The organism is Patescibacteria group bacterium (assembly GCA_018897295.1).
Lineage (GTDB): Bacteria > Patescibacteriota > Minisyncoccia > RBG-13-40-8-A > RBG-13-40-8-A > JAHILA01.
This window is the reverse complement of record JAHILA010000021.1, coordinates 1-17,332: the sequence shown is the minus strand read 5'-3', so window position 1 is coordinate 17,332 and position 17,332 is coordinate 1. Positions and strand designations below refer to the sequence as shown.

The 17,332-nt window shown below is 33.7% G+C and carries 24 protein-coding genes; all 24 read left to right on the top strand.

Going from position 1 to position 17,332, the window contains the following annotated elements; all coding sequences use genetic code 11:
- The first annotated feature begins 306 nt into the window (after window positions 1-306).
- The 24 genes from radC (at window position 307) to rplK (ending at window position 17,155) form a co-directional block, all read left to right on the top strand.
- The gene (gene radC, locus KKI21_03180) at window positions 307-975 is read left to right on the top strand and encodes a DNA repair protein RadC (protein MBU4285202.1); all 669 of its coding nucleotides are present in this window, start codon (window positions 307-309) and stop codon (window positions 973-975) included.
- A gap of 43 nt (window positions 976-1,018) precedes the next feature.
- The gene (locus KKI21_03175; protein MBU4285201.1) at window positions 1,019-1,618 is read left to right on the top strand and encodes a hypothetical protein; all 600 of its coding nucleotides are present in this window, start codon (window positions 1,019-1,021) and stop codon (window positions 1,616-1,618) included.
- Window positions 1,615-2,376 carry a nucleotidyl transferase AbiEii/AbiGii toxin family protein gene (locus KKI21_03170; GenBank protein MBU4285200.1) on the top strand — a complete coding sequence of 254 codons (762 nt, stop codon included), beginning with the start codon at window positions 1,615-1,617 and terminating at the stop codon, window positions 2,374-2,376. The genes KKI21_03175 and KKI21_03170 overlap by 4 nt, the downstream gene beginning before the upstream one ends.
- Window positions 2,377-2,515: 139 nt before the next feature.
- On the top strand, window positions 2,516-2,890 hold the full coding sequence (locus KKI21_03165; GenBank protein MBU4285199.1) for a type II toxin-antitoxin system Phd/YefM family antitoxin: 375 nt from the start codon (window positions 2,516-2,518) through the stop codon (window positions 2,888-2,890).
- Entirely contained in the window at window positions 2,844-3,101 is a 258-nt protein-coding gene (locus tag KKI21_03160; protein MBU4285198.1) for a type II toxin-antitoxin system RelE/ParE family toxin, read from the top strand. The genes KKI21_03165 and KKI21_03160 overlap by 47 nt, the downstream gene beginning before the upstream one ends.
- Window positions 3,102-3,353: 252 nt before the next feature.
- Window positions 3,354-4,238, top strand: a complete 885-nt coding sequence (locus tag KKI21_03155) for a site-specific DNA-methyltransferase (protein MBU4285197.1) — start codon at window positions 3,354-3,356, stop codon at window positions 4,236-4,238.
- 4 nt (window positions 4,239-4,242) lie between these two features.
- Window positions 4,243-5,007, top strand: a complete 765-nt coding sequence (locus KKI21_03150; protein MBU4285196.1) for a hypothetical protein — start codon at window positions 4,243-4,245, stop codon at window positions 5,005-5,007.
- A gap of 21 nt (window positions 5,008-5,028) precedes the next feature.
- Window positions 5,029-5,955, top strand: coding sequence for a hypothetical protein (locus KKI21_03145; protein ID MBU4285195.1), 927 nt, complete (start codon window positions 5,029-5,031; stop codon window positions 5,953-5,955).
- Window positions 5,956-6,029: 74 nt separating this feature from the next.
- Window positions 6,030-6,695 carry a hypothetical protein gene (locus tag KKI21_03140; GenBank protein MBU4285194.1) on the top strand — a complete coding sequence of 222 codons (666 nt, stop codon included), beginning with the start codon at window positions 6,030-6,032 and terminating at the stop codon, window positions 6,693-6,695.
- Between the two features lie 21 nt (window positions 6,696-6,716).
- Window positions 6,717-6,944 (top strand): hypothetical protein, encoded by a 228-nt coding sequence (locus tag KKI21_03135; GenBank protein MBU4285193.1) that lies wholly within the window; start codon window positions 6,717-6,719, stop codon window positions 6,942-6,944.
- Between the two features lie 4 nt (window positions 6,945-6,948).
- Window positions 6,949-7,215 carry a hypothetical protein gene (locus tag KKI21_03130; protein MBU4285192.1) on the top strand — a complete coding sequence of 89 codons (267 nt, stop codon included), beginning with the start codon at window positions 6,949-6,951 and terminating at the stop codon, window positions 7,213-7,215.
- Between the two features lie 16 nt (window positions 7,216-7,231).
- Window positions 7,232-7,630 (top strand): tryptophan-rich sensory protein, encoded by a 399-nt coding sequence (locus KKI21_03125; GenBank protein MBU4285191.1) that lies wholly within the window; start codon window positions 7,232-7,234, stop codon window positions 7,628-7,630.
- Between the two features lie 52 nt (window positions 7,631-7,682).
- The gene (locus KKI21_03120) at window positions 7,683-7,988 is read left to right on the top strand and encodes a nucleoside triphosphate pyrophosphohydrolase (GenBank protein MBU4285190.1); all 306 of its coding nucleotides are present in this window, start codon (window positions 7,683-7,685) and stop codon (window positions 7,986-7,988) included.
- A gap of 481 nt (window positions 7,989-8,469) precedes the next feature.
- Window positions 8,470-8,766 carry a hypothetical protein gene (locus KKI21_03115; GenBank protein MBU4285189.1) on the top strand — a complete coding sequence of 99 codons (297 nt, stop codon included), beginning with the start codon at window positions 8,470-8,472 and terminating at the stop codon, window positions 8,764-8,766.
- 17 nt (window positions 8,767-8,783) lie between these two features.
- The gene (locus tag KKI21_03110; protein ID MBU4285188.1) at window positions 8,784-9,410 is read left to right on the top strand and encodes a ribonuclease H-like domain-containing protein; all 627 of its coding nucleotides are present in this window, start codon (window positions 8,784-8,786) and stop codon (window positions 9,408-9,410) included.
- 107 nt (window positions 9,411-9,517) lie between these two features.
- Window positions 9,518-9,736 (top strand): type II toxin-antitoxin system HicB family antitoxin, encoded by a 219-nt coding sequence (locus KKI21_03105; protein ID MBU4285187.1) that lies wholly within the window; start codon window positions 9,518-9,520, stop codon window positions 9,734-9,736.
- Window positions 9,729-9,944 carry a type II toxin-antitoxin system HicA family toxin gene (locus KKI21_03100; protein MBU4285186.1) on the top strand — a complete coding sequence of 72 codons (216 nt, stop codon included), beginning with the start codon at window positions 9,729-9,731 and terminating at the stop codon, window positions 9,942-9,944. The genes KKI21_03105 and KKI21_03100 overlap by 8 nt, the downstream gene beginning before the upstream one ends.
- A 413-nt stretch (window positions 9,945-10,357) precedes the next feature.
- Complete coding sequence (gene pheS, locus KKI21_03095) at window positions 10,358-11,338, top strand: phenylalanine--tRNA ligase subunit alpha (protein ID MBU4285185.1); 981 nt, start codon at window positions 10,358-10,360, stop codon at window positions 11,336-11,338.
- A gap of 25 nt (window positions 11,339-11,363) precedes the next feature.
- Window positions 11,364-11,729, top strand: coding sequence for a hypothetical protein (locus KKI21_03090; GenBank protein MBU4285184.1), 366 nt, complete (start codon window positions 11,364-11,366; stop codon window positions 11,727-11,729).
- A complete protein-coding gene (gene pheT, locus KKI21_03085) occupies window positions 11,726-13,780 on the top strand; it encodes a phenylalanine--tRNA ligase subunit beta (GenBank protein MBU4285183.1) in 2,055 nt (684 codons plus the stop codon). Before KKI21_03090 ends, pheT begins: the two co-directional genes overlap by 4 nt.
- A gap of 1 nt (window position 13,781) precedes the next feature.
- The gene (gene gyrB / locus KKI21_03080) at window positions 13,782-15,788 is read left to right on the top strand and encodes a DNA topoisomerase (ATP-hydrolyzing) subunit B (protein MBU4285182.1); all 2,007 of its coding nucleotides are present in this window, start codon (window positions 13,782-13,784) and stop codon (window positions 15,786-15,788) included.
- 34 nt (window positions 15,789-15,822) lie between these two features.
- Window positions 15,823-16,032, top strand: a complete 210-nt coding sequence (gene secE / locus KKI21_03075) for a preprotein translocase subunit SecE (protein ID MBU4285181.1) — start codon at window positions 15,823-15,825, stop codon at window positions 16,030-16,032.
- A gap of 148 nt (window positions 16,033-16,180) precedes the next feature.
- A complete protein-coding gene (nusG, locus tag KKI21_03070; GenBank protein ID MBU4285180.1) occupies window positions 16,181-16,726 on the top strand; it encodes a transcription termination/antitermination protein NusG in 546 nt (181 codons plus the stop codon).
- A 3-nt stretch (window positions 16,727-16,729) separates the two neighbouring features.
- The gene (gene rplK, locus KKI21_03065; GenBank protein ID MBU4285179.1) at window positions 16,730-17,155 is read left to right on the top strand and encodes a 50S ribosomal protein L11; all 426 of its coding nucleotides are present in this window, start codon (window positions 16,730-16,732) and stop codon (window positions 17,153-17,155) included.
- Window positions 17,156-17,332: the final 177 nt, after the last annotated feature.

Sequence of the window (17,332 nt, the reverse complement as noted above, 5' to 3'; positions counted from 1 at the left end):
GATATCTTAAAGCATAATTGTATAAATCTACAAATCCTTTGATACCCGTATACTTACAATGAATATGATTAAAAAACTCCATGAAATCCTAAATCTACTTAGGCCTCATAGAGTGCAATATGTTAATGACCTTATGCAGCTTGCCTTGAGTTTGCCTGACTGCCGGTAGGCAGGGTTGAAGGGGGCTGGCCCCGTAGTAGATTTTGGACAATTTTATTGATTTGTTCCGACTTGAGTCGGAACAGTCCAAAATTCACTACAGGGCTGGAAAAAATAGGGGAAAAGGGGTAGAATGGAATTATAAGTATGAAAATAAAAGATATTCCAAAAATTGAAAGACCAAGGGAAAAATTAATCGCCAAAAGCGCTTCAAATTTAAAAGACGAGGAGCTTTTGGCTATTTTATTGGGAACTGGCATAAAAGGCAAAAATGTTATTGAAGTTGCGAAACAAATTTTGCAAAAATATTCAAAAAGAAAATTATTAAAAATGCAGTATAGTGATTTGGCGAAAATAAAGGGGATTGGCCCGGCAAAAGCGTGTATAATTTTATCTGCAATGGAATTAACAAAAAGAGCGTTAAATATTCAGGAAGAAACTTTGCCAAAAATTGAATCAGCGCAAGACGTATTGGCTCAAGCAGTTTATTTGCGAGATAAGACAAGAGAACATTTTATGGTAATTTATTTGAATGCGCGAAATGAAATGATTTTCAAAAAACCGATGTTTATTGGAACTTTAAACGCAAGCTTGGTTCATCCGCGTGAAATTTTTCAAGAGGCCTTAAAACAAAATTCCGCGTCAGTCATTTTGGTTCATAATCATCCGTCAGGGGATTCAGAACCGTCAGAAGACGATTTATTGGTCACCAAAAGAATTGTTGATGCGGGTAAAACAATGGGAATTGATGTTTTAGACCACATTATTATTACAAAAAATAAAATTTATAGTTTTAAAGAAAATAAGTTAATTTAAGTAATCTATTGACTTTTTTAAAACGTTTTGGTAAATTGACAATATGGTCAAATTAGTGAATCAGACAATTTTTGCCTCTAAAATAAAGGAGAAAAAGCTCTATATATTTAGTGCGAATGATATTCGGACGCTTTTTGGTGTGTCTACTGTTGCTTCATCTGCCTTGCTCCATAGATATAAAAAAAGAGGATTTATCTTGCAGCTTAAGCGAGGATCCTATGTTTTCCCAGATGCCTTACCTCCGGATGTTTATATTGCTAACAAACTTTACAGTCCATCCTATATTTCTCTTGAATTTGCATTATCTTATCATGGCGTGATTCCCGAAACGGTTTATGAGATTACTTCAGTCACCACAAAAGCTACTCGTAGATTTGAAACACTAGGAAAGGTTTTTTCTTACAGAAAGATAAAAAAAATTGCCTATACTGGTTACGAGATTCAAAAACAACAAAGTTTAAGTTTTAATATCGCGAATGCCGAAAAAGCATTTGTGGATGTAAATTATTTACGGCTTAAAAATAAGCAGAAACCAATTTCTCGGTTCAATAAAGAAAAAATTAATCCGGAAAAAGCACTGCGTTATGCAGAATTGTTCGACAATACAAAGCTTATTAGTATAATAAAATCCACACTACGATGATTTCAATAGAAACATTTGAAAAATTAGGTAAACAATATCAAATGGGAGTATTCCCAAATATTGTCAGGGAATATTTTCAGCATATCTTTTTATCGGAATTATATAAATTACCGGACGCTCAAAAATTATTATTTAAGGGTGGCACGGCGCTAAAAATTGTTTATGGTAGTCCGCGTTTTTCAGAGGACTTAGATTTTTCTCTTTTTGGTGTTGCTCAAAGTGAGGTTAAGTCATTTATTGAGGGACTTTTTGCCCATGTTTTAGCGGAGATGGAGCGCGCTGGTATTAAAGTTGAATTAGGAGATAAAATTGGTGCTACAAGTGGTGGATATTTTGGTGTAGCTACATTTCGTATGTTTGAATATCCGCCAGTTAGTGTAGAAATAAATGTATCATCTCGCAATGGTCAGAGCGTTATAGGCGAAGTAGACAGTGTTGCAAATAATTTTGTGCCTACATATACAATTATTCATCTACCACAAAAAGAAATTGTGGATGAAAAGATTTTTGGGGCGTTACTTGGACGTAAAAAACCGCGGGATTTTTATGACCTTTATATTATAATGCGCAAAGGCATGCTTTCTCTAGAGCAGAAGAAAAAACTCGGCCTAATTAAAAATGATGTTGTTGTAGAGGCGAAGAAAATTAATTTTAAAAACGAACTCGGAGCGTTTTTGCCAATTGATCAGCAGGGGATTATACGAGATTTTTCAGCGACACTTGAACGTGAATTGAATAGCCAATTAAGCGGAGCATAAATTGATAAAAGAGAGTCATGGATAGGATTGCTCGCTTTCGGAGGGATAATGATAAAAGATAGTTTTAAAGAAAATAAGTTAATATAATTGACACGCGAATTAATGTACGCTATTATGTACATATAACAATTAAATCAATATGAAAAAGAAAAATATGAATCCCAAAACAACTTTATCAATTTCCGATGCGCGGAAAGATATTTTTAATATTGCCGAAGAAGTACAAAAACCAAATAATTACTATACTTTTACTGAAAAAGGAAGACCAAAGGCGGTTTTAATGTCTGCGGAAGATTTTGATTCTTGGAGAGAAACTATGGAAGTTATGCGTGAATTTCCTGATTTGGACAAAGATATAAAAGAAACTGATAGTGCAGTAAAAAGCGGGGAATATAAAAAATGGTCTACATTAGAAGATGTTATGGCCAAACATGGTTTTGTCGTGGCTGATAAATCAAAAATTAAATATGGAATGGAAAATACAGTTCAAAAAAAAGGCAGAAAAAGATCTTAATAAGCTACCGCAAGATTATCAGAATAAAGTTTTGGCAGTATTGGCAATAATATCTAGGGAGCCATTTTTGGGTAAGAAGTTAGATGGTCAATTAGACGGGCTTTATTCGTATCGCATTGGGCCGTATAGAATAGTTTATAAGATTTACAAAAAGTATTTATTAATCATCATTATTCGCATTGGTCATAGACAAGGGGTTTATAAAAGTTAATATAAAAATATGACAAAAGTAAAAGTTAAAAATCAAAAAGCCTTAAATTCAGCGAAAAACAAACTTCGTAGAAGTGTTAGTTTTAGGAAAACGAAATACGGTATTGTTGCTAAAAAATGGCCGGTCAAAAAATTAAAAAGTTTAGGAAAAAAGATTTATAAATCACAGAAAGAAAAAGTTAGAAGTAAACCATCCAAAAATCAAAGAGTAAAAGATTCTGTTAGTGGAAGTTTATTCGGAATAGAAAGAAGTATGGTAGAAATAAGTGGCATTACGAATATAAATTTTAAAAAACCATATTTTGAAAAAGACAAAATATTGTCTCACATAAAAAAACAACCATATTTTACTGATGGCAATTTCGTTTTATATCAAGGTGACAGCATTGAACTATTGAACGATTTACCAGAAAATTCTATTGATATGATTTTTGCAGATCCACCATATAATCTATCTAATGGTGGGTTCACTTGTCATGCCGGAAAAGCAGTTAGCGTAAATAAGGGGAATTGGGACATAAGCAATGGACTAGAAGAGGATTTTGAATTTCATAAAAATTGGATCAGAGCGTGCCACAGAATTTTAAAGCCGGGAGGAACAATTTGGATTAGTGGCACTTATCATTCAATATATAAATGTGGTTTTGCTTTGCAGATGGGAAATTTCCATATTCTAAACGAAATTTCCTGGTTTAAACCAAACGCTTCACCAAATTTAAGTTGCAGATTCTTTACTGCTAGTCACGAAACATTAATATGGGCACGAAAAGACAAAAAAGCAAAACATAAATTTAATTATGGTGTTATGAAAAATGGAATTTGGCCAGGCGATTTTATTAAAAAGCCAGGACTACAGATGCGTAGTGTTTGGGCGATATCCCCGCCACAAAATGGCGAAAAAAAGTTTGGAAAACACCCGACTCAAAAACCATTGGAACTATTAAAAAGAATTGTTTTAGCTAGCACCGACAAAGGGGATGTTATCTTAGATCCTTTTGCGGGAAGTTCGACAACGGGATTGGCTGCTATAATGCACGGTAGAAAATTTGTTGGAATTGATAAAGAAAAAGAATATCTAGATTTATCTAAAAAAAGATTTAAAGATTTAAACATAGAATTAAAAAGTAAATTATTATAAAAATATGGCAAATACTAAATCTTGGAAGAAAATTTTTGATGATTATAAAATTCTAGATCATGATTTTAATAAATCGCCATTTCCAATTTCCGCAACGCAAATAAAACGAGCTTGTCAAAAATTTAAAGAGACAAGTGAAAAAGAAGTTCGTATTTTATGCAAACAAGATAATAGAGAGGGCAGACCTGATATTTTTAAAAAGTACAATTTATTTTTACTTCCCGTAAAAAATGGTTATTACAATATTATTAAAGGTGAAGGATATATTGATATTCCAGAGATTAAAAAAGAGATTATAGTTTATTCTTCAAAACTTGATTTTCAATTAGATACGGCAAAAATAGGCAATTCAGAAATGCAGCATCTCGATTTTGCCTATGCTGCAAGTTTAATTCGTACTTTTACAGAAGATCCTTCACTTGTTCTCACGATACGAGGCAGGAAATATACTCCTAATTTTGAATTTAAGGTTGGCAAACAAATTATCAAAGTTTCAAGCGTACAAACAGAAGTTGACGCTGGTTATGAAGGCAAAAAACAAGTTGTGCTTATTGAGGCAAAAAACTTTAGCGCGACAAATGTTATTATTCGCCAACTTTTTTACCCGTTTAGACAATGGCAAGAACAGACCAAGAAAAAGGTTATTACATTATTTTTTGATAAAGCCAGTGGTGAAGATGTTTATTCAATTTGGCAATTTGAATTTAGAGATCCGAAAAATTATAATAGTATTAAATTAGTAAAATCAGGAAAGTTTAGAATTAAATAAAAATTAATTTTAAATAAATTTATGGCAATATTCAAAAAATTTAAAAATAAATTAATAAAAATTAAGGAAATAAATATATCCAGCGAAGGAAATCTTCAAAAAATAACCGAAGCAAGTTTGAACGATATTTTTGGATTGGAATATATTTCTTCGGAATTTACAGTAAATAATTTAAGGATAGATACCCTGTGTTTTAATTCGGAAAGTAAATCTTTTGTAATTATTGAATATAAAAAAGATAGAAGTTTTAGTGTTATTGATCAGGGCTTTGCTTATCTTTCTTTAATGCTTAATAATAAAGCTGAGTTTTTACTTGAATATAATGAAAAATTTCAAAACAAGCATTTAAATCGAGAAAATATAGATTGGTCTCAATCGAGAATAATTTTTGTTTCGCCGTTTTTTACTTCGCACCAAAAAGCTGCTATTAATTTTAAAAATCTTCCCTTTGAATTATGGGAAGTGGGATATTATGAAGATAATTTAATTAAATATGAAAAGATTGAACCTTTAGAATCTTCTGAAAAAATAGAAACTATCACGGGAAATAAATTTATTAAAGATGTAACGAAAGAAATTAAAACCTATGATTTAAATTGGCACTTGAAGCGAGGATCAGAAAAAACCAGAAAACTTTTTTATAAGTTAAGAGAAAAAATATTGGAATTGGGCGAAGTAAAAGAAAAATATACTCAATTTTATATTGGTTATCGTATTGGTGATGGAAATATTAATTTTTGTTCAATACATCTTTATAAAATTAAATTAGAAATTGGAATTTTGATTCCGGATAAAAAATTAGATGATGTCAAAAGAGTTATTAAAAAAGCGCCGAAATCTTATGGTTGGGCTAAAAACTTTAAAATGTTTAATATTTCTTCAGAGAAAGAAATTTCCTATGCGATAAATTTAATAGAACAATCATATAATTTTAATAAGAATAGATAATAAAAAATAAATTTATTGATAAAAAATAGAAATTTAAAAATTGAAAATCTAAATTGAGAGGTTAAAAATAAAATATGAATATCGAAGAATTATTAATACAAATTCTTAATATAATTAATGTCTATTTAAAGTTGATACTTACTTCTTGGCCGGCAGTAATATTGCTTTTATCTTCATATATATTTTTTCGGTACAAAGAAGAGATTCGTGGATTTATAAAAAGACTCAAATCAATCGGTCCACATGGGGCGGATTCTTTTCCTCCTTTATTTAAAGAGAAATCAGTCCCTAAAGAAGAAAGAGAGGATATACAAACAGAAACTGCCATTACAGAAAACCGTATTGCTCTAGTTGGTTGTAAAATAGCTTCAGCGTTATCGGGTACCATTACTTTTGACTTTTTAAGAGACTGGAAGGTATGGTTTTGGATCGCTAACCGTGAACCTAAAAAATACAGAGCTTATGTTAAAATAAAATTTATTACAGAAGAATATGAAAGAGAATTAAATGAAGGTTATTATGGTGGAATCACAGCTTGGAATCTTAATGCATTTTCAGGAATCCAAGCGCCCGGCTTAGCGATACCCGAAGAAATCAGAGTAGCGGCAGAACAAAGGAAAAAAATTAAAATTGAAATTAATTGCACAGTAAAAGACGAAAATGATCATTTAGTAGAACAGAAACTCCCAAGTGCTTATGCTTATTCTTATGTAGGAAAATATTGGTATCTAGAACCGTAAAATAAATTAAAAAATAAATTTATGGAAGATTTTAATTTAAATAAAGAGTGTAAGTTTATTAGTTTTGAAAAAAGTATCTTGAATAAAAAATCATTGGTGTTTGAATTATTAAATATTGCCAATGTATTATTGGCGAATTACGCGGAGGCGCGTAAAAAGAAAACAAAAGATTTTTATAAAATTATTTACTCAAAAACAAAGAATTTTTATTTAAAACAAATTCAAGTCAAACAAAAAACCCAAAAATAAGTTTATGGAAATTAACTTGAAAGATTTCGGATTTTATATGTGGATTGCCGTTACTGGTGCGGTTTTTTCAATTTTTGCCATAATTTATAGACCCGAATATATTATTTATGGTTTTATTACTTTTGTTTATGGATTATTGGCCAATATGTTAATTGATGTCATTGATAAAGTATGTGTTAAAGTCGAACGCGATCTAAAGTTTTATTACAAATTATCCGTTTTTCAGTTTTTTTTGATGTTGGTCTGGATACTGGTTATGTTTTTAATTTAATATAAAAAATAAATTTATGAAGAATACTTACAATTGGTACCAGCAATTAATTAAACCGTCTTGGGCTCCGCCTAGCTGGCTTTTTGGGCCCGTGTGGGCAGTATTGTATATTATTATTGCTATTACTTTTTGCTATGTGGCAGTAAAATTTTTTCAAAAGCAAATTCCGTTTATCGTTTTATTGCCGTTTATCCTCAATCTTGTTTTTAATTTTGCCTTCACTCTTTTGCAGTTCGGGTTAAAAAGCAATATCTTTGCGGCAATTGATATTTTGTTGGTGCTTGCTACGCTGATTTGGGCGCTTATTGCAATATTCCCGCATTTCAGATGGATCGTTTATGCTAATATTCCGTATCTTCTTTGGGTCGGTTTCGCAACTTTACTGCAATTGAGCATAACTTTTATGAATTTATAGTATGGCAAAAATAATTAAAAAATAGTTCGACAGGCTCACTACAAGTAAATTTATGAAATATAATAAACTTGTTCGGGATAAGATTTCCGAGATAATAAAACAGAATAATAGTGTTCCAATAACTCATATTGCCGATGATGAGGAATATTGGGGTAAATTGAAAGAAAAACTCAAAGAAGAAATTGATGAATTTTTTAAAAACAGCACAGAAGAAGAACTGGCAGATATTTTAGAGGTTGTTTATGCTATTCGCGATTATATGAAAATTGATAAGGATAAATTAGAAGAAATTAGAGAAAAGAAAGCGCAGAAAAGAGGGGCGTTTGAAAAGAAAATAATTCTTGACGAAACAAAATAAAAATATGAAAAATATGGAATTAGATAATAAACAATTTGAATTTATTAAACCGCTTATTTGGGAAGAGGTTTTTAAAATTTGGGAAGACAGTGAAATTAATCAAGTCCATTGGCAGGAACATTATAAAAAGAAAGGATTTGGGTCTTGGTTAGATTGGCGCAAAAAATATATTGAGCCGATTAAAGCAATGAATAAAGATTGGAAGCTGGTTAAAATTATTAATCCTTTAAAATCTGTGCCTAATCTCCATGGTGGTCCATACAATGGATGGAAAAATTTTTATGAGGATAAAAATTTGCCAAAATTTATTGAAATGAAAGAACATCCTATATCCGGGGATTATTTAAAAGCCTTACCAGCAAAAACCACAATAATCGCGTGGAACACTGAAATCGGAATAGTTATTATTGAAGGCATGCATAGATGCGCAGCAATTACCAAGGCCGCAAAAGAAAAACAGGACATTAAGCTTGATTTAAACATGGCTATAGCCGATTGTTTGTTTAGCGATATTCCTGACTTTAGAAAGAAAAAAGAATTCACAACCGAAGAAGCGAAAAGGGTGGGGGATGGGATTGGCGTTGATTGGGATAAATGCGATTTGGAGCAATTCAGAATGGGGTTGGGCGTGGAATTGGAGCATGGGCTTTGCGATGCAGAGACCAATGTTACCAATGACGATGAATTAATGACCGGAAAAATTGCTTTGGCGCATCTTAAAGAAATTCCCGATTATTACACTCGGCTAGATAAAATGGAAAAAGGGGCTAAAGGATAAAAATAAAAATTAAAAATATGGGAGAAAAAATATTTTTAGATATTGAGACAATACCGGCTCATAAAGAACATCATGAGGTTTTAAGATTCATTAATGTCAAAAAAGAGGCTCAAAAAAAGAAATTTGAAGATTTTGAAAGTATGCTTTTAAAAACTTCTTTTGATGGCGCGTTTGGCAGGATTTTATGTATTGGTTATGCGATAAATGATAATCCAATTGATATTCTATACGAGAAAGACGATGAAAAGAAAATTCTTGAAGATTTTTGGGAATTGGCTAAAAATGCGGATTTGTTTATTGGGCATAATGTAATGGACTTCGATTTAAGATTTATTTATCAAAGGTCGATCGTAAACAATGTTAAACCAACGAAAGATTTAAGTTTTGCGAGATATAGAAATAATCCAATTTTTGACACGATGAGAGAATGGAGTAAATGGAATATTAGCAATGAAAATGCGGGGTTGGAATATATCGCATTGGCAATGGGCATTTCCAGCCCGAAAAATAATATAGACGGTTCGCAGGTTTATGATTATTATAAAAAAGGGAAAATTAAGGAAATCTTGGAATATTGCAAGAAAGATGTTGAAACCACCAGGTTGGTTTATAAGAGAATGATATTTGAGAATGATTGCCATTAGAAGCTTGCGTTTTTGTATCATTTATGATACGATTAGGGCATAAAAATGATACGATTATTTTTAAAAAAGTTTGACAGAGCAATTTTTAATATATACAATAAAATTGTATGAAAAATAGAAAATTTACAAATATCGTATGGAAAGAAGGAAAATATTATGTTTCTCAATGTCTTAATATTGATGTTTCTAGTTTTGGAAAAACAAAAAAAGAGGCTTTAAGAAACCTTGAAGAAGCGCTAGAATTGTATTTGGAAGATATTTCTAAATTAGAAATAATAAAAATTGAACAACCCTCAATTAATATTCAAGAATTGAAATATGCCTAAATTTTTGAACCCTCGTTATATTATTAAGATCCTCGAAAAACGAGGATTTATTTATTTGTCGCAAAAAGGAAGCCATAAAAAATATAAAAAAGTTATTAAGCAAAACGCTTTAATTGTTATAGTACCAATGCATTCGAGGGAAATCCCAATCGGAACATTTAAGTCAATATTGAGACAATCAAATTTACAAAAAGAAGATTTTGAATAATTAATCTACGGAGGACTGTCCTCCGTAGAATTTGGCGAGAATATAAAATCCTTTCTGCTTGGAGGCGAGGGGATTTTTTATTTGTATTACCTTTTATTTTGTGCTAAAATTATAGTATAGGACCAAGTTAAACTCGGTAAGTTATATGTATTTAAAGCCCATAAAAAAGAGGTATTTTATTGGATTGAATCTGATTTGGCTGTTTGCATTTTTGGCGATATTTGTTATTATTCTATATTCAGTTAATCCGTTTGAAGCCAGTATTTTTACCTTGATAATATTTTATCTCGTGTTGTTTTGTCTGTTATTGGGGATTTTCAGTTTGACCAGATTAATTGCAAAAATTCCTTATTGGCTGATAATTTTCTTGGCGCTTTGTATAATTATTTTGTTGTTAATTATATCGAATTAAAATGGATATCAAAGAATTAAAAATCAGAGCAATGGAAGAATTAACCAAGGCGAAAACCTCGGTTGATTTGGATAATTTCCAGAATAAATATTTATCCAGAAAAGGAGAAGTTTCAAATGTTTTGAGGTCCCTGAAAGATTTAAGTATAAAACAAAGAAAAAAAATCGGCCCAGAAGCAAACCAATTAAGGCAAGATTTGGAAACAGCATTTAAAAACAAAAAAAATTCTATTCAAGGTGTAATCCGCTCCGCGGGACAAAGCCCGTTTGATATTACTGCGCCAGGCAAAAAAATAGCCCGTGGCCACTTGCATCCTATTACGCATATCTTAAGAAAGATTGAGGAAATTTTCCAGTCCATGGGATTCAAGATTTTGGAAGGATTTGATATTGAAACCGAATATTATAATTTTGACGCTTTAAATATACCCAAAAATCATCCTGCCCGGGATGCGTGGGACACATTTTGGCTGAAGACAAAACCCGAACTATTACTCAGAACTCATACTTCGCCCATGCAGGTAAGATTTATGGAGAAGAATAATCCGCCGTTCAGGATTATTGTGCCTGGCAGGTGTTTCCGCTACGAGGCAACAGATGCTTCGCATTCGCATACCTTTTATCAGTTGGAAGGATTAATGGTTGACCGTTGCATCAATATTGCTAATTTCAAAGCCGTGATTGAACAATTTTTGAAAAAATTATTCGGCAATGATATTGAAATAAGAATCAAGCCAAGTTATTTCCCGTTTGTTGAACCGGGTTTTGAAGCGGAGATGAAGGATGCTTCCGGCAAATGGATGGAAATAATGGGCGCAGGTATGGTGCATCCCAATGTTTTTAAGGCAGCCAGTTACGTGCCTGGAGAATGGCAGGGGTTTGCCTTTGGTATAGGCATAGACAGAATTGCGATGTTAAAATATAAAATCAATGACATTAGATTATTATATTCTAATGATTTGAAATTTCTTAATCAATTTTAATTACCGTCGGATGGCGGACAAAAAAATGAAAAACAAAGAAAAATTCCCGATAATTAAGGAGGAAAACGATAATTCATTAACGGCTTTCAAGGAGAAAGAAATGAAAGCAATGGAAGAGGACAAGCTTCATCCGAGAGCATGGGAGCATATTAACCCGGACAAATTAATTAAGGAATGTCAGGAAGTTTTTTATTTGTACAAAAATGGCGATAGCGATTCCTTAAATTCTGCCATGAACAAAATAGAAGCAATTAAGATAGAGATGGAAAAAATGAAAGACAAAAAAACAAAGGATTCAAATGAAAGATTTATTCAATGGATTGATGATGAGGTAAAAAAAGCATTAAATACAGCACTTACCCAAGAAGAATTAGAAAAAAATAATGCATGAAAATATCCTATAACTGGCTAAGAGAATATTTGCCTAAACTGCCCAAGCCGGAAAAATTGGCTGATTTATTAACCAGGCATAGTTTAGAAGTCAAGGCAATAGAAAAATTAGCCAGGGATTATATTTTAGATATTGATGTTTTACCGAATAGGGGGCATGATTGTTTGAGTTATCTTGGAATCGCAAAAGAATGCGCAGCATTACTGGGTCTTAAAATCGGACAGCGAAAATACAAGTTAGAGGAAGATAAAAAACTGAAAACAAGCGATTTTATAAAAATTGAAGTCCAGGACAAAGAGGCGTGCCCGAGATATACAGCAAGAGTAATAGATAATATAAAAATCGGGCCGTCGCCGAAATGGCTGAAAGAAAAACTTGAGTCAATCGGCCAGAAATCAATCAATAATATTGTTGATGCTGCAAACTATATAATGTTCGAAACCGGACAACCGCTGCACGCATTTGATTATGAAAAAATCAGCGGGGGAAAAATAATTGTCAGGCAGGCAAAAAAGGGTGAAAAAATAGCCACGCTGGATAATGAATTAATTGATTTAGATGATGATTTTTTGATTATAGCAGATACTAAAAACCCGCTGGCTCTGGCTGGAATCAAAGGCGGAAAAAGAGCCGAGATTTCAAAAGATACCAAGACCATTGTTTTAGAATCTGCTAATTTTAATTTAGGAACAGTGAGGACAGCCTCAAGAAAAATAAATCTAAGAACAGAAGCATCAACAAGATTTGAATATGGCTTGGATGCGAATTTAACCGGAGAGGCGATTGATAAAGTTGCTGTATTAATTAAAGAGGTTGCCAAAGGGAAAATCGCCAGGGGAATAATTGATATTTATCCCAAAAAAGTTTATCCAATTAAAATTAATTTGGATATTAAAAGAGTTGAAAATATTTTAGGAAAAACTATTTCTAAAACGGAAATAACGAGAATTTTAAAATTATTGGATTTTGATGTAGACGCAAATCTGAAAGTTATTGTTCCCACAATCCGGCAAGACGTAAAAATTCAGGAGGATTTAATCGAAGAAATTGCCAGAATAATCGGTTATGACAATATTGAGGCAAAAGCTCCGCTTGGGCTTTTAGGGATTACCAAACTGGATGATGTTCTGACTATAACCAATAAAACCAAAACGATTCTTGAGGGGTTGGGGTTCACCGAGGTCTATAATTTTTCTTTTATTGGTGAAGATGATTTTAAAAAAGCCAGAATCAACAAAAAAGGATATATAGAACTGGAAAATCCTTTAAGCGTCGATTTGAAATACTTAAGAAAGGATTTGATTGTTAATCTTTTAAAAAATATAAGAGATAATTATAAGCAGGTTTTCGGGGAAGAAAATACAATTAAAATTTTTGAGCTCGGGAAAGTTTATCAGCAGGAGAATAACGAGACCATAGAGATGAAAATGCTGGCTGGAGCCATTGTCAGGACATCGGAAAAGGTAAAAGGCGAGAACTTTTACGAATTAAAAGGAGCGCTTGATGCGATTTTAAATAAACTTGGAATCACCGATTCCTGGTATGATGATTTTAAGGCAACATCGGAATTAGTTGACCAGATTTTCTGGAACAAAATTGGCACTGCTGAAATAAAAATAGGGGACAGGAAAATCGGATTCATCGGGGAAATAAATCCGGATATTTTAAATGCCTACAACATAAAAAGAAAAGTGGCAGTTTTTAATTTAAATTTCGACCAATTACTGAAAATGGTCAGCGAGGAATTAATTTACCAGCCGCCATCGCAGTATCCGGCAGCTGTCAGGGATTTGGCAGTTCTGGTTAACAGCGGAGACAGAGTCGGCGATGTGATGAAATTGATTGATGATGTTGGCGGAGAACTAGTGCAGGATGTTGATTTATTCGATATGTATGAAGGAGAAGGAATTCCCAAAGACAAAAAGAATCTGGCATTCCATATTGTCTATCAGTCATACGAAAAAACTCTGAAAGATGAAGAAGTGAATAAAATTCAGAGAAATATAATCAAGAAACTTGAGGAAAATAATAATTGGAAAGTAAGGAAATAAAATGCCAAAAACAAAAAAAGAGAAGGGCGTCAGAAAGACAAAATCCGCCGGCGATGTGCCGGAGGAAACATCGACCGGTTATGATGCCAAAGATATTTATGTGCTGGAGGGTTTGGAGCCAGTGCGAAAAAGACCGGGAATGTATATTGGTTCAACAGGAGTCGAGGGCTTGCACCATTTAATTTGGGAAGTAGTCGACAACAGCCTAGATGAAGCAATGGCTGGCTTTTGCACTGATATCGGTATAACATTATTGCCCAATAATAGAATTGCTGTTACTGATAATGGGCGCGGTATCCCGGTTGATATCCATACTCATACAAAGAAATCGGCGCTGGAAACAGTTATGACCACTTTGCATGCCGGAGGAAAATTCGGCGGACAATCATACAAGATTGCTGGTGGCCTGCACGGCGTCGGCGTCTCTGTTGTTTGCGCTTTGTCGAAATGGATGAGGGCGGAAATATGCCGCGGCGGCTACATTTACACCCAGGAATATTCTCAGGGAAAACCGAAAACAAAAGTTGTTAAGGACGGCAAATGCGAAGGTTCAGGAACCAATATAATATTTGAGCCGGACACAGAAGTATTTACGATTACAGAATTCAATTGGAATACAATCTTAGACCACTTGCGGCAGCAGGCATATTTAACCAAGGGAGTAAAAATTATAGTCATTGACCAGAGAAACGAGGATAATTCCAAAACCAAAAATGGATTTCGTACACATACATTTTGTTTTGAAGGAGGACTAATTTCCTACATCAAGCATTTAAATAGAAACCAAAAAACAATCCATCCGAACATTTTTTATGTTGAAAGAGAAAAAGAAAATATTTTAGTAGAAATCGCGCTCCAATATACTGACGATATCCAGCCATTGGAAGTAAGCTTTGCCAATAATATTCATACTGGCGAAGGAGGAATGCATTTGACAGGATTCAGAAGCGCATTAACCAGAGCATTAAATAATTATTCCAGAAAGAACGGTTTTATTAAAAACGATGAAGCAAATTTAAGCGGAGATGATGTCCGCGACGGCCTGACCACAGTGGTCAGTGTTAAATTGCCGGAACCGCAGTTTGAGGGTCAGACAAAAGCGAAATTGGGAAATCCTGATGCCAGAACAATAGTTGAAGCGGTTTTTGCCGATGCTTTTGAGGAATGGCTGGAAAAAAACCCCAATGATGCGCGCCAGATTTTGGGAAAATGCATCTTGGCTCAGAAAGCCAGAAAAGCTGCTAGGGCAGCTAGAGATACGGTTATTAGGAAGGGGATTCTAGATGGAATGACCTTGCCTGGTAAGCTTGCCGATTGTTCATCTAGAGAACCAGAGAATTCAGAGTTGTTCATAGTTGAGGGTGATAGCGCAGGCGGTTCGGCCAAGCAAGGGAGAGACAGGAGATTTCAAGCAATTCTACCTCTGCGCGGAAAAATTTTAAATGTTGAAAGAACTCGCCTTGACAAAATCTTGGAATCAAAGGAAGTAAAAGCATTAATTATTGCTTTAGGAACTGCGATTGCCGAAGAGTTTGACATTTCCAATCTTCGCTACCATAAGATTGTGATTATGACTGATGCTGATGTTGACGGCGCGCATATTAGAACCTTGCTTTTGACATTGTTTTACAGATATTTTCCGCAAATAATCGAAAATGGGCATTTATATATTGCCCAGCCGCCGCTTTTTAAAGTCCAAAAAGGAAAAGAATCGGTTTTTCTTTATAATGAAGAGGAAAAAGATAAAGTAGTTGCAAAATTCACAAAAGATAAAGGTGGCGATGAAAAGGGTATTAATGTCCAAAGATATAAAGGTTTGGGAGAAATGAACCCGCAATTATTATGGGACACTACCATGGATCCGCAGAAGAGAATGATGAAAAAAGTGAGAGTTGCCGATGCTGAAGAAGCAGACAGGATTTTTGACATTTTAATGGGTTCGGAAGTCCCACCGCGCAAAAAATTCATCCAAACCCATGCCAAAAATGTCCGCAATCTTGACATTTAATTTTTAAAAGGCCATACTTAATTAAGATGGCCCAATGGCCATTTTAAAAAACATGAGTATTTTCAGCAAAATAACAAATTACCTCAAAGAGGTAAGAATAGAGCTTAAGAAGGTTAATATGCCTACGAGACAGGAAACCACTAAATATACCCTAATTGTCATTGGGCTAAGTTTTGTTGTGGCTGTTTTTCTTGGTGGATTCGATTTTCTTTTCACTTGGATTGTCAGCAATTTCTTATTATAATATGCCCCGTATTAGAACTTCGACTGGTCCCGATTTATCGGGACCACAATCGGGGCACAAAGATAATAAATAATCTATAAATAAAAATTAATTAAATTCTGAAATTTCAGCACAATTAGTTTTAAATGTCGAAGTTTCAGTACGGGGTATGCCGAAACAAGAAACAACCGGAGAAAGACATTGGTATGCAATTCACACTTATCCTGCGTCTGAAGACACAGTGGCTTATAATTTAAAGCAGAGAATTGAGTCATTAGGAATGGGAAACAGGATTTTTAATGTCGTTGTTCCTAAAGAAAGGAAAATAAAGATAAAAAGTGGCAAAAGACATGAAATAGAAGAAAAACTTTTCCCGAATTATGTTTTTGTAGAGATGGTTGTGACTGACGATTCTTGGTACGTGGTCAGGAATACCCCGCGGGTAACTGGGTTTATTGGTTCAGGAATTACGCCAGTGCCGGTTTCTGACGAGGAAATCAAGAAAATATTAAAACAGGAAAATCAAGGAGAAGCGACTTATAAGATTGATGTGGAAGTCGGAGATATTGTAAAAATAACCGATGGTCCATTCAAGGATTTCGAAGGAAAAATCAATGAAGTTGACCATGATAAAGGCAAAGTCAAAGTTTTGGTGAATATGTTCGGCAGGGAGACTCCGGTTGAACTGGATTATTTACAGGTAAAAAAGATTTAAAATATGGCAAAAGAAATAAAAACTATTGTAAAAATACAGCTTCCAGCAGGAGGAGCTAATCCAGCTCCGCCAGTTGGCACTATTCTGGGTCCTCATGGATTGAATCTTCAGGATTTTTGTTCTAAATTTAATGAAGCTACCAAAGAAAAGGTAGGAGATATAATTCCTGCGGAAATTACCATTTATACTGACAGGACATTTGAATTTAAATTAAAAACCTCTCCGGCAGCTGATTTATTAAAAAAAGCGGCTAATATTGAAAAGGGGTCAGGAGTGCCGCAGAAAGATAAAGTTGGAAAAGTGACTAAACAGCAGATTAAAGAGATTGCCGAGAAGAAAATGGAAGATCTGAATGCTAATGATATTGAAGCAGCAATGAAGATAATAGAGGGAACGGCAAAGAATATGGGAATCGAGATAAAAGATTAAACAGAATACGTGCCAGCCCCGACCGTGGTCGGGGCTGTGCATAAGGTCATTAACATATTGCACTCTATGAGGCCTAAGTAGATTTAGGATTTCATGGAGTTTTTTAATCATATTCATTGTAAGTATACGGGTATCAAAGGATTTGTAGATTTATACAATTATGCTTTAAGATATCGG